The sequence below is a fragment of the Micromonospora sp. NPDC050187 genome (assembly GCF_044459745.1).
GTDB lineage: Bacteria > Actinomycetota > Actinomycetes > Mycobacteriales > Micromonosporaceae > Micromonospora.
On sequence record NZ_JBITJH010000002.1, the window covers coordinates 447,047 to 458,695 of the forward strand.

12 protein-coding genes are annotated in these 11,649 nt (G+C 70.9%); 8 read left to right on the forward strand and 4 right to left on the reverse strand.

Going from position 1 to position 11,649, the window contains the following annotated elements:
* Positions 1-23: 23 nt before the first annotated feature.
* On the forward strand, positions 24-809 hold the full coding sequence (locus ACIBJE_RS05155; protein WP_396743065.1) for an alpha/beta fold hydrolase: 786 nt from the start codon (positions 24-26) through the stop codon (positions 807-809).
* 33 nt (positions 810-842) lie between these two features.
* Here ACIBJE_RS05155 and ACIBJE_RS05160 read toward each other — a convergent pair whose 3' ends face one another.
* Entirely contained in the window at positions 843-1,748 is a 906-nt protein-coding gene (locus tag ACIBJE_RS05160) for an AraC family transcriptional regulator (RefSeq protein WP_396743068.1), read from the reverse strand.
* Entirely contained in the window at positions 1,745-2,071 is a 327-nt protein-coding gene (locus ACIBJE_RS05165) for a cupin domain-containing protein (RefSeq protein WP_396743071.1), read from the reverse strand. The genes ACIBJE_RS05160 and ACIBJE_RS05165 overlap by 4 nt, the downstream gene beginning before the upstream one ends.
* Before the next feature lie 245 nt (positions 2,072-2,316).
* Between ACIBJE_RS05165 and ACIBJE_RS05170 the strand changes: the two genes are divergently transcribed.
* The 7 genes from ACIBJE_RS05170 to ACIBJE_RS05200 all read left to right on the forward strand — a co-directional run bounded on the left by ACIBJE_RS05170 (position 2,317) and on the right by ACIBJE_RS05200 (position 8,473).
* Positions 2,317-3,195: an NAD(P)-dependent oxidoreductase gene (locus ACIBJE_RS05170; RefSeq protein ID WP_396743074.1), complete on the forward strand. Its 879-nt coding sequence runs from the start codon at positions 2,317-2,319 to the stop codon at positions 3,193-3,195.
* 142 nt (positions 3,196-3,337) lie between these two features.
* Positions 3,338-3,529, forward strand: coding sequence for a hypothetical protein (locus ACIBJE_RS05175; RefSeq protein ID WP_396743077.1), 192 nt, complete (start codon positions 3,338-3,340; stop codon positions 3,527-3,529).
* Positions 3,530-3,900: 371 nt separating this feature from the next.
* The gene (locus tag ACIBJE_RS05180) at positions 3,901-4,986 is read left to right on the forward strand and encodes a helix-turn-helix domain-containing protein (protein ID WP_396743080.1); all 1,086 of its coding nucleotides are present in this window, start codon (positions 3,901-3,903) and stop codon (positions 4,984-4,986) included.
* Positions 4,987-5,727: 741 nt separating this feature from the next.
* Positions 5,728-6,177, forward strand: a complete 450-nt coding sequence (locus tag ACIBJE_RS05185) for a hypothetical protein (RefSeq protein ID WP_396743082.1) — start codon at positions 5,728-5,730, stop codon at positions 6,175-6,177.
* Positions 6,170-7,702: a hypothetical protein gene (locus ACIBJE_RS05190; RefSeq protein WP_396743085.1), complete on the forward strand. Its 1,533-nt coding sequence runs from the start codon at positions 6,170-6,172 to the stop codon at positions 7,700-7,702. The genes ACIBJE_RS05185 and ACIBJE_RS05190 overlap by 8 nt, the downstream gene beginning before the upstream one ends.
* A gap of 28 nt (positions 7,703-7,730) precedes the next feature.
* Complete coding sequence (locus ACIBJE_RS05195; RefSeq protein ID WP_396743087.1) at positions 7,731-8,018, forward strand: hypothetical protein; 288 nt, start codon at positions 7,731-7,733, stop codon at positions 8,016-8,018.
* The gene (locus tag ACIBJE_RS05200; protein ID WP_396743090.1) at positions 8,015-8,473 is read left to right on the forward strand and encodes a hypothetical protein; all 459 of its coding nucleotides are present in this window, start codon (positions 8,015-8,017) and stop codon (positions 8,471-8,473) included. Before ACIBJE_RS05195 ends, ACIBJE_RS05200 begins: the two co-directional genes overlap by 4 nt.
* A gap of 191 nt (positions 8,474-8,664) precedes the next feature.
* Here ACIBJE_RS05200 and ACIBJE_RS05205 read toward each other — a convergent pair whose 3' ends face one another.
* Positions 8,665-9,363, reverse strand: a complete 699-nt coding sequence (locus ACIBJE_RS05205; RefSeq protein WP_396743092.1) for a VOC family protein — start codon at positions 9,361-9,363, stop codon at positions 8,665-8,667.
* 26 nt (positions 9,364-9,389) lie between these two features.
* Positions 9,390-11,399, reverse strand: coding sequence for a putative bifunctional diguanylate cyclase/phosphodiesterase (locus ACIBJE_RS05210; RefSeq protein WP_396743095.1), 2,010 nt, complete (start codon positions 11,397-11,399; stop codon positions 9,390-9,392).
* Between the last annotated feature and the right edge of the window lie 250 nt (positions 11,400-11,649).

Below are 11,649 nucleotides of genomic sequence, written 5' to 3' on the forward strand. Positions count from 1 at the left end.
GGCGACGACCTCCGGGAGGACCCATGTCGGATCGGCACATCGCCGCGGGAATGCGCTATTGGACGTACGGGCACGGCCGCCGCGACACCTTCCTGCTCGTCCACGGCTGGTGCGGCAACCACGAGTTCATGGAACCGGTCGCCCGGCACCTCGCCGACCGCCACGCGCGGGTGATCGCCGTCGACATGCCGGGACACGGCGAGAGCCCACCGTCCCCCGACGGGTACGGCGTGGAACACCTGGCCGGACGGCTCCGCGCCTTCGCCGTCGCACTCGACCTGCGCGACGTCGTGGTGGTCGGCCACAGCCTGGGCGGGGTCTGGTCCCTCGCCGCCGTCGCCGGGGACCGGGACCGCTTCACCGGCCTGACCCTGCTCGACTCGGCCGTGGCCGGCGCGCCCGGCGCCGCCGACGGGGTCGAGCAGGTCGCCCGGTCGCTACGCGACGACACCTCCGGGGCGGTCCGGGAGTCGATCGTCCGGTCCTACTTCCTGCCCGGCTCGGATCCCCGGCTGGTCGCGTGGGTGGTCGCGCAGATGGCCGCGCCGTCCACCGAGGTCGCCTACGAACCCATCGCCGGACTGGCCGCGTACCTGCGCGCCGAGGAGGACGTCGCGGCGCTGACCCGCTGGGACCGGCCGCTGCTCTTCGTCGGCAGCAACGCCCCGTTCGCCGACTACGCCCGCCTGGCCGAGCTGGCGCCCCGGGCCGACATCGGACAGGCCGCCGGCTCCGGGCACTTCGTGCAACTCGAGGTGCCGACGCAGACCAACGCCATGATCAGCCGGCACCTCCAACTCACCCGCTGACCCCTGTCCCGGCGGTCCACCGGTCGACGCCGTTCACCGGCGGCCCGGCCGTCGCGCTCCCACGGCGGCGGACCAGACGGCCGGGGTCAGCCCGTAGGCCCGCCGGAACATGCGGGTCAGGTGCGCCTGGTCGGCGAAGCCGGCCCGGACGGCGACGTCCGGCAACGGGACACCGGCCCGGATCAGGCCCCGGGCCAGGTCGAGCTGGCGCGACGTCCGGTAGCGGGTGGGGCTGGTGCCGTAGGCGACGCGGAACTGGCGGGCGACCGACCAGCGGTCCAGCCCGGCCACCAGTTCGAGGTCCCCGGCCCGGTGCCGCACCGTCGGCTCCTCGGTCAGCAGCGCCCGCACCCGCGCCACCGCGGCGAGGTCGAGCGACCGGCGGCGGCCCCAGGCGGGAGCCGCGTGCGCCCGCAACAGGTCCGCGATCGCGGTGCCGACCTCCACCGCCCCGACCTCGTCGAGCGGCTCGTCGAGGTGGGCCAGGGCGTCGGCGAGGACGCGGGGCACCCCGACCGGCCGGATCACCGGATCGGCGACGAAGGGCAGCGGATCCCCGTCGAGGGCCGCCCGGACGACGGCCGGATCCAGGTAGACGATCCGGTAGCCGAAGCCCTCGTCGGTGCCGCCCGCGCCGTCGTGCGGTTCGTCGGGATGCAGGACGTGCCACTCGCCGGGCAGGCAGTGGTGCTGTTCGGCGCGGTAGCGGAAGGTCTGCACACCGGCCAGCGTGACGCCGACGGCGTACCGGTCGTGGCGGTGCGGGGAGAACGCCTCGCCGCGCAGTTCGGCCGCCAGACGCTCGATGCCCGCGCCGCCGGCCCCGGGGCGGATCCGGACACCCGGCACACGGCGCTGCCGCTCCCGGCCCGGCGTGAGATGACGGCGCAGCAGGTCGCCGCCCACGCTCCCGGACGACCGGGAGTCACCCGGGTTCACCCGGCCGCCGCCGTCCCCTCGGCGGGGCCGAAGACCACGAGGACGGTGAGCTCCTCGGTGACGTCCACGAACCGGTGCTCCTCTCCGGCCGGGACGAACACCACGCTGCCGGGCCCGACGTCGACCGCCTCGTCCGGGGTGCGGAGCCGGCCGCGTCCCCGCAGCACGACGTAGATCTCGTCCTCGGTGTGCGGTCGCTGGGGGTCCGGCGCCCCGACGGGGATCACGTACGTACCGAGGCTGAGGTGGGGCACCCGCAGGTGTTCCACGTACGTGGCGCCGGTCTCGACGTGGTGCCGGCCGGCCTCCGCGATCACCCTCATCCCGTCCCCCTCCCCGGGGCGCTCCCCCGCGACGTGCGGCGGGCCGGTCGCCGTCCGAGCCCCGCGTCCCGTCGGCGCCGTTCCCGCCGATGCCATCCCATCGCAGCCGGCGGCCCGGTTCACGGTCCAATCCGCCGGTCCTGGACTGCGCACGATCGTTCAAGACGTGGTGCCGCCGGCCCGGCTACAACCGTTGCGGCGGCACCGGGGACCGCCCGTGCGCAGGCGTGGAGGTGACCGCGACGATGGACAGGGTGGGCTTCGTCGGGCTCGGGGTGATGGGTCAGCCGATGGCGGTGAACCTGGCCCGGGCCGGGGTGCCGCTGGTCGTCTGGAACCGTACGGCGTCCCGGTGCGACCCGGTGGTGGCCGCCGGCGCGGAACGGGCCGGCGGGCCGGGCGAGGTGTTCGACCGCGCCGGTGTGGTGGTGCTGATGCTCGCCGACGAGCCGGCGGTCGACGCCGTCCTGGCGCGCGGAACCCCGCAGTTCGCCGCCCGGGTGCGGGAGCGCACGGTGGTGCAGATGGGCACGTTCGCCGCCGGCTACTCGCGGGACCTGGCCGACGACGTGACCGCCGCCGGTGGCAGCTACGTCGAAGCGCCGGTGTCCGGCTCGCGGGGCCCCGCCGAGGCCGGCGAGCTGGTCGCGATGGTGGCCGGCGACGAGGCGGCGGTGGCGCGCTGCCGACCGCTCCTGGCACCGCTCTGCGGCGCGGTGTTCACCTGCGGCGCGGTGCCCTCGGCCCTGGTGATGAAGTTCGCGGTCAACCTGTTCCTGATCACCATGGTCACCGGGCTGGCCGAGGCCGTCCACTTCGCGGAGGAACACGACGCGGACCCGGCGCTGCTGGCCCGGATCCTCGGCGCGGGCCCGATGGCCTCCACGGTCTCCCGGGCCAAGGCGGACAAGCTCGTCCACGGCGACTTCGGGGTGCAGGCGTCGATCGCGGACGTGCTGAAGAACAACCGGCTCATCGCCGACGCGGCCCGCGCCCGGGGCACGGCGTCGCCCCTGCTGGACGTCTGCCACGCCCTGTACGGCGAGACGCTCGGGTTGGGCCACGCGGGCGCGGACATGGCCGCCGTGATCCACGCCCTGCGGGCCCGTACCCGGTCCGCGTGACGGCCCGCGGCGGCTCTCGGGCCCTGGTCTGTCACCGCGCTGCTGATGACAGGTGACGGTCAGTCCGACCGGACCTGGTCGGCACATCGGGTGACCCGATACGGGGGTTGCCGGCAGGCCATGCCTGCGGAACCCTCTCCGCATGGTCGATGTACGGGTGCTCGGCGTGGGCGATTGGAAGTTGTGGCGGGAGTTGCGGCTCGCCGCGCTGGCGGAGGCCGGGTACGCCTTCGGCGCCCAGCTGGCGGACTGGCAGGGCGACCGCACGGCTTCCGTGACACCGGTGAACTCGGTGACCTCATGCCCGACGGCGTGCGCCGCGAGCTTCTCATGATCAAGAGCATCGTCGGTTGACCGCCACCACACCCGTCTCCGGGCCGTCGGCGAATGCCCCGTCGCCATCCTCAAGACCTGAAGGATCTTGCCCCGGGGCCCTGACCTGGAGGTGGAGCTGGGCCCGCCGCAGCGGTTAGTGTCGGTGTGCCGCCATGAAGGTGGCGGCGGTCGTCGCCCCCTCCGCCGCCTGTTCCCCCACTCCATCGTCCCAGCTCATCGAGCACCCTGCGACGGAGCGCGGTGAGCTGATCATCGGTCCGTGGTGGCCAGCCATGGAGTACTTCCGCAGAATGAGATGGGCATCGATCAGCGCAATCCCCATACTGGTCCTATCTGAACAGGCCAGATGATCGGCTTATGGAGAGGGCAGTGCAGGTGACGCAGACGGTGGTGAACACTCGGGACTGCCCGCCTGGCGAACGGCTCGAGTTCTGGTGTGAGGCTCTCTCCTCACTAGGAGAACGGGACATCCGCACCGAACACCGGTCGGACTTCGACGCCACCATCCAAATGATCGACTTGGGCGCGGTCGGTTTGTCGATCTTCCGGAACCCGTCGATGGAAACCCGACGCACAGCGAAAATGTTGAGACAGTGCGATCCGAAGATCTACAGCCTCAACCTGACCCTGCGCGGTCACGGCTCCATCCACCAGGGCCGGAACGGATGCGTCGCACACCGCGACGAGTTCAACATCCTTGACCTTTCAAGACCACATCACGCCCGGTACGTCGAGGACCGCGTCGGCGGGGCGGACAGCAGCACGGCCATCAGCATCCAGATCCCGCATACCCTGCTACCGATACCCGCGAACAAGGCCAGGCAGCTCGACGCGGTAGGGATGATGTCAGGCCGGACCGGTGTCGGCGCACTGTTGGCACACCATCTGCGCCAGCTACCCCGGCACATCGACGAGCTTCAACCAGTCGATGTCGCCCGCGTCGGCACGGTCACCCTTGACCTCGCCGCGGCCATGCTCGTCCACCACCTCGGCTTCGAGGCGAGCGTCCTCCCACCCGAGACCCGACAGCAGGTCACCCACACCCACGTCCAGGCGTTCATCGACCGCCATCTCGCCGACCCGGAGCTGACACCACAGGCGATCGCTGCCGCCCACCACATCTCGCTGCGCACCCTGCACCGGCTGTTCCAGTCATCCGGCACCACCGTCGCCACATCGATCCGTCAGCGCCGGCTCGACCGCTGCCGACGCGACCTCGTCGATCCGGCCCTCCACGGCCAGTCCATCCAAACCATCGCCAGACGCTGGGGACTCCTGGACAACGCACACTTCAGTCGAGCCTTCAGCGCAGTCCATGGCATGAGCCCGCGAGCCTACCGACACCACCACGAATCCAGACAAACCGACGGGACAGTTGCGGCGGCGGCCCTGCCCACGCCGACCACCCACGACGGGTCGGTGACCGAAGCGACGGCACGCGTCATCAAGAGATAGGCACGCATCTCCAACGACCCGTGACAGTGCACGACGCATGCTGTGGTCGTCGTCGTGCAGGGCCGGTGGTGCGGGCAGCCATCGGGCAACCCATTGAGGGTCCGAATTGCCCGGTAGGGGGCAGTCGATGGGCAAGTGTGAACGGTGTGGGGCGACCGGGCTCGACGCCGGTAGGACGCTGTGCGATCACTGTTTGCGGATGATCGGGTCGGCCATGCAGGAGTTGGAGCGGCAGGGCGTCGACCCTCTTGACCCCGATGACCCTGCCAACCCGTTCGCGCCTCCGCGGTCCCGACCGAGTAGCGGCGGATGCGTGGTCGTCGCCGCCAGTCTCTTGGCGATCCCGCCGGGCATTGCCGCCATGGCGTTCCACCTCATCGGCTGAGTTCGCCCGAACCCGGCTTGCCGACGGACGACGAAACCTGCAGAAGGGGGGTCCGGGTGCCCTCGAATGCGTCCCAGCGGTGTCCCCGCTGCGAACGACCGGTTTCGCGGGTCGGACAGCTCTGCGACGTGTGCGAGAAGTGGATCGAGGACGTGACAGCGGAGCAGGTCCGTCGCGGTGTGGTGATCCACGAAGAGTGGAAGCGTCAGGATCGTGGCGCTACCGGCTGTGTGGTGGCCGCGTTCGGCTTCTTGACCGCCTCCGTCGGCTTGACCGCCGGCCTGATCACCATAGTCGCGTAACGCGGGGCGGCGACGGACGCTGTGCGTCGACGATCGGTCGAGGACGCTGATGGGATGAACACCAGGGCAAAAACGTCGACATTGATTCAAGCGATCGATGGACTTGGAGGTCCGGTGCCTGAGCAGATCTCCCCGCAGGTGCCTGAAGCCGCCACGCACGGTGCCGAAGCAGGGTACGAGCTCGTCTTGATGGTCTCCGAGCCGGCCGACGTCGGTCCATTGTTCCGCCGCCTCAGTGCCGTCCCGGATACGACCGTCGTCAGAAAGCGTTCCGGTCCGGGTACGGGCGAGCTTGGCGTCTCCGAGGTGTTGCAGCTGCTCGTGCCCTCTTCGGCTGTGCTCGCTGTCGTGATCCGGACGCTGCCGGCATTCATCAGGTCCCGGCGGTCGTCCGTAACCGTGACGGTGAACCGGAAAGACCGAACCGTGACCATCACCGGCAGTAACGTACCTGACCTGGAAAAGATCATCGAAAGCGCCGATTACCTACTCGGTGATGACTGACCCGGCGAGCCGGGACCACTCCCGGTCGCGCGCGGTCCTCATGGGCACCTGGGATTACACGGACTTCGACAACGTGCCCGCGGTCGAACGCAGCTTCTCCAGGATGCGGAACCTGCTCTCGGATCCGGTGTGCGGACCATGGCCTGAAGAGTCCGTCACGCTGTTGAAGAACCGCGACCTCCGCACGCTCGGCACGACCCGTGTCCAGCTCATCGATGCGTTCGTCCAGGCAACGGATGTCGCGTTCTTCTACTTTGTCGGACACGGGATCTACGATCACCGCGAGCGGTTGTGCCTCACCGTAAGCGACACAAGAATCGATTCGAACTACACAGCCGCCACCGGGCTGCCGTTCGAGGCGGTACGGGACGCGTTCCACGCCAGCCGGGCCAGGATCAAGATCGCGGTACTCGACTGCTGCTACGCGGGGCTCGCCACGGAAGAGTACGGTCTCCTCTCCGCCAGTCGCCTACCCCCGGTTGCCGGCGCGTACCTGCTGATGAGTAGCAGCGCGTTCGAGACATCCTGGTACGAGCGTGAGTCCGTCGCCGATGCGCAGACGTACTTCACGAAGGCCATCGTGGATACCGTACGGGAGGGTGTCCCCGGCGGTCCGGCTGGCCTCACGTTCGATCACATCTTCGGCGTGGTCGCCGATCAGCTCGTCGAGAACGGCAGACCCGAGCCGCGCCGACGCGTCGAGGATCACGCCGCCAGCTGGGTGTTCGCCTACAACAACGCCCCTGACGCCCCACCTGCACCCGGCGTGGACCCGGACGTCGTCTTCCGCGAGGCGTACCGCCGTGAGACCAGGGAAGGCGTCGAGCGACTGCCTGCCATCACTGCGGCGTATCGCGCTGCGGCAGCAGCCGGACACACGCCATCGATGAACCGGCTCGGGCAGATAGCCGAAGGCCGAGTCCAAGCGAGGATGCAGGGTATCGAGCCGGGCCCCGTCAACGCTGCGGCGCTCCTGGAGGCGACTCAGTGGTACACGCGAGCCTCCGAAGCCGGGGACCCCGTCGGCCCACTGCACCTCGGACAACTCTACGAAGAGCAATACCAGGACCAAGGCCAGGCGTTGTACTGGTACAGCCTCGCCGCGCGCCGAGGCAACGACGCGGCGCGGGAACGGCTGACCGCACTGGAGCAGCGCGTCCGCCTCGGAATCGACACCTCCCGGCAACCCGACGGCGGGGGCGCCGAGGAGCCAGAGCGACAAGCGTCCGCGACCGACGTCACCGTAGCTCGCCTCGCCGCCGACGAACTGCGCCAACGATGGCTGGCCGACTGGAACGGTTCGGAGCCGCTGGCGCTTGCCCAGTGCCTCGACGTCCTCGTCGACGCGTACGGCGGACCCTACGGTGAATGGGCAGCCCTCACCGATGCGGAACAGGGACGCGTCATCACCGACTTCGTCGCACGGCTGCCACGCAGGGCAGACCTCGCAGGCGCGGCGCGCCGGTACCGCGAGGACGTCGGCCCGGGGAACCTCCGGAACCACGCTGCCGGACTCCGTCGCTAGGCCAACCACGAGACAAGGGAGGTGCGACATGGCGATCCCGGAAGTCAGCACGGCACTCCGGCGATCCCTCGAACGCCACCGCTTCGCGCTCCGGCTCCAACCCGGAGTGCGCCCTGGCGAGGAAACCGTCCACGTCGTCCTCGACGGGGGCGACGATCCGCTCCACGCCGGCCATGTGACTCACTACCTGGGGCTGTGGTGTGCGTTCGCCGTCGTGCGTGCCCACGGTCTCTTCCGTTCCGACGAGGTCGGCCGGCACGAGACGTTCGAGGACGCCGTGCTCGCCGTCCTCATGAGTTTCACCTACGTCGAGTGAGGAGCGCCGGATTGCATGTCGAACCACGGTTCTGCGACCAGGTCAGATGCCTCGTCCTCAGGGACCGCAGGGCGAAGGATCTCGACGAGGCCCTTCTGCCCGACGACAGAGTCACCTTCAACGATTTCCTCGTCTCGGTGATCGCGGTACTCCTCACACCACGGATCGGCGACCGGAGCGAGATCGAAGACCTCGCCGCGTTCAGCGACGAGGTCGCCGCCGCGCACCGCAGCGAGCGGCGACCAGTCAACGAGTTCGTCATCGAGGAACTCGTTCGCCACATCTACGGACTGCCGCCACTCTTCCGAACGTTCCCTGCACCCCCTACAGCTGTCTCGGCCGCAGGCGCGGCCATCGTGCGATACCTGAACAACACCGACACCAGTATCGCCGCCGACATCGACCACATCCTCGACACCGCTGAAGACCTCCACCGGCATCGCACTCGACATTGATGGTCCGTCACCGTCTTCCGGGTCGGGCTGCGCAACTCGTACCTGGCCGCTGCGACGATCCGGGACACGACTCCAGCGCAGCAGGGAACGCGCGCACAACGGCCCTGTGCCTCATCCGGCAGGAATGCGCAGACTCCCGTGTTCGACCTGGGTGCGGTCCATCCGACAGGACGTCGATCCGGTCAGAGGCTCTAGCGGCGCGTCGGGCGGACGACGGTGAACACCGCGCCGTTCGGGTCGGCGAGCGCGGCGACCCGCCCGGTCGGCACGTCGCGGGGTGGCACCAGGAGTCGTCCACCCAGCCGGGGCGCCCGGGCGGCGGCGTCGTCCGGGTCGGACACCGCGAAGTAGACCATCCAGCCGGTGGGCAGCACGGCGGCCAGTGGCGCGGGCAGCGCCAGGCGGCCGGCGACCGGACGGTCGTCGGCGGTGAGCAGCACGTAGGTGTCGTCGGGCGCGCCGGGTGGCGGGGTCGCGCGCAGCCTGAGGGTCTCGGCGTGGAACCGGTCGGCGTCGCCGGGGGCGACGGTCATGTACTCGTACCAGCAGGGTCGGCCCGGTCCGGGGGCCACGGCCGTCGCCCCGGCGCGGACCCGGAAGCAGCCGCCGAGGGGGTCGTGCACGTCGTCGCCGTCCACTCGGGCTCCGGCGCCGGCCGCCGTGGCCCGGACCGCCGCGGTGTCGTCGGCGACGAAGACGGGCCACCAGCGGGCTGTCGCGCCGTCGCGCAACTCGGCGACGGGTACGCCGTCGGCGAGCGCGGTGGCTCCCCCGGCGGTGTCGGCGTACGTCCAACCGAACAGGTCGGTGTAGAAGGGACGGACGGCGTCGACGTCGGTGGTGACGAGTTCGACGCGGTCCGGTACCGCCGGGGTGGTGGGTGCGCTCACCTGGGTCTCCCGATCAGAGGGCGTGGTCAGTGGTCGGGATGTCGTACCACGGCGTCGACGGTGGTGGAGGCATGCCCTTCGTCACGGACCCGCTGGAGCAGGAGATCCAGCGGAACCGGACGGCCGAGGTGGAAGCCCTGCCCGGAGTCGACCCCGAGTTGGCGCAGCGCGGGCACCAGCCCGGCGTGCTCCACCGACTCGGCGACGGTGCGCATGCCCAGGCCGTGCGCGGCCCGCACCACGGCGTCGATGAGCACCGGGTCGGCTCCGCCCCGGTCGGCGTGCCGGACGAAGTCACCGGCGATCTTGACGGTGCTGAACGGCAGGTGCTTGAGGTAGGCGAAGGAACCGAACCCGGCCCCGAAGTCGTCCAGGCTGAGCCGGCAGCCGGCGTCGCGCAGGGTGCCGGCGAGGTTGCGGACCGCGGCGACGTTGGTGATTGCCGCCGTCTCGGTCACCTCCAGGCCCAACCGGTCGGCGTCGACGCCGACGGCGCGCAGCCGGGCCACCACCCAGTCGCCGAACCCGGGCGACTCCATCGACCGGGCGGAGATGTTCACGTCGAAGCGCAGGCCGGCCGCCGAGGCGGCCGGGTCGGCCAGCGCCGAGGTGGCGGTGGTCACCACCCACCGGTCGAGTTCGCCGATGAGGTCGTCCCGCTCCACGGTCGGCAGGAAGTCGTCGGGGGCCAGTGACGGCTGCCGGCCGTCGCGCAGCCGGATGAGCAGTTCGTGGCTGACCACCTCCCCGGTGAGCAGGTCGACGATCGGCTGGGCGTCGAGCTGCATCCGGTGCTCGTGGAGCGCGCTGCGGACCCGGGTCACCACGTTGACCCGTTGCACCGCGTGCCGGTAGTGCTCGGGCAGGTAGAGCCGGGCCCGGTTGCGTCCGGCGTTCTTCGCCTCGTACAGCGCGAGGTCGGCGTGGGCGAGCACCGCGTCCCGGGTGTCGCCGGGCTCCAGCGGGGCGGCCCCGATGCTGAGGGTGACCCGCAGTCCCGCGCCGGCCAGCGGTACGGGCGTCCGGGCGGCGACGTCGCAGAGCGTCTCGGCGACGGTGAGGGCGTCGCCGGCCGCGGTGTCCGGCAGGACGACGGCGAACTCGTCGCCGCCGAGGCGGCCCAGCACCGTGCCGGCGGGCAGGTGACGCACGAGCAGCCGGGCGAGCACCCGCAGCACGTCGTCGCCGACGGCGTGCCCGTGGACGTCGTTGATGTCCTTGAAGTTGTCGATGTCGATCAGCAGCAGGGCGCCGGACGGGCCGCCGCCCTGGGCGAGCAGGTCGTCCAGGCGGGCGAGCAGGGCCCGCCGGTTGGGCAGGTCGGTCAGCGGGTCCCGTTCGGCCAGGCGGGTCAGCTCGTCCTGGACCCGCCGCATCTCGGTGATGTCGTGCGCGGTGCCGAGCACCCGGACCGGGGCGCCGGCGGCGTCGGTGAAGACCTCGCCGTAGCACTCGAAGACCCGCAGGGTGCTGCGGTCCGCGAGGTACATCCGGTGGGTGTAGGCGAACGGACCGCCGGCGCCGAGCGCCCGCTCCAGGGTCCGTTCGATCAGGCCGACGTCGTCGGGGTGGAGCAGTTCGCGGTACGACGGGTAGTCCAGTTCGGTGCCGGGCGGATAGCCGAACATCTGCAACAGCACGTCGGACCAGATGACCGAGTCGGTGGCGATGTCCCACTCCCAGGTGCCCACCTTGGCGAGTTGCTCGATGTGGGCCAGGCGCCACCGGTAGTTGCGGCCCGCCTCGCGCTCCCGGCGTTCGACGCTGACGTCGCGCAGCTCGTACAGGCGCAGGAGCTGCCCGTCGTGGTCCACGCGGTGGCAGCGCACCTCCAGCCAACGGGTGGGGCCGTCCGGCTGCGGCCAGGGCAGCTCGACCGGGGAGCCGTCCGGGGCGACCTCGGCCAGCGGCAGGTCGTGGACCGGTGCCCCCAGGCGGCGGGCGGCCGGATTGGACCAGAGGCATCGGCCGTCGGCGGTGAGCATGGTCATGGCGGTGGAGGCGACCTCGGCCGCGACCGCCGGCAGGCTGCTCACCTGGTGGCCACCCCATTTCCTCGCCGACCACGGCACCGTCCCGTGGCACCGACGCACCGTCGTCCCACCGCGACGCGGAGTCTACCCACGGGCGTGGCGGACGTGTGTCGGGCCGTCACCGGACCGGGTGGCGACCCCGTGCCGGATCGGGTGGAGTCGTCGTCCGGACGGCAGACAGCGGGGGGGGGGCCCCCGGGGGGGGGGGCCCCCCCCCCCGGCGGCGGCGGGGCAAAAAAAAAAAAACAAACAA

Coding starts and splice junctions, on each gene's coding strand:
- ACIBJE_RS05155 (WP_396743065.1), top strand. CDS start 24: ATGTCGGATCGGCACATCGCCGCGGGAATGCGCTATTGGACGTACGGG.
- ACIBJE_RS05165 (WP_396743071.1), bottom strand. CDS start 2,071: ATGAGGGTGATCGCGGAGGCCGGCCGGCACCACGTCGAGACCGGCGCC.
- ACIBJE_RS05170 (WP_396743074.1), top strand. CDS start 2,317: ATGGACAGGGTGGGCTTCGTCGGGCTCGGGGTGATGGGTCAGCCGATG.
- ACIBJE_RS05175 (WP_396743077.1), top strand. CDS start 3,338: ATGGTCGATGTACGGGTGCTCGGCGTGGGCGATTGGAAGTTGTGGCGG.
- ACIBJE_RS05185 (WP_396743082.1), top strand. CDS start 5,728: ATGAACACCAGGGCAAAAACGTCGACATTGATTCAAGCGATCGATGGA.
- ACIBJE_RS05190 (WP_396743085.1), top strand. CDS start 6,170: ATGACTGACCCGGCGAGCCGGGACCACTCCCGGTCGCGCGCGGTCCTC.
- ACIBJE_RS05195 (WP_396743087.1), top strand. CDS start 7,731: ATGGCGATCCCGGAAGTCAGCACGGCACTCCGGCGATCCCTCGAACGC.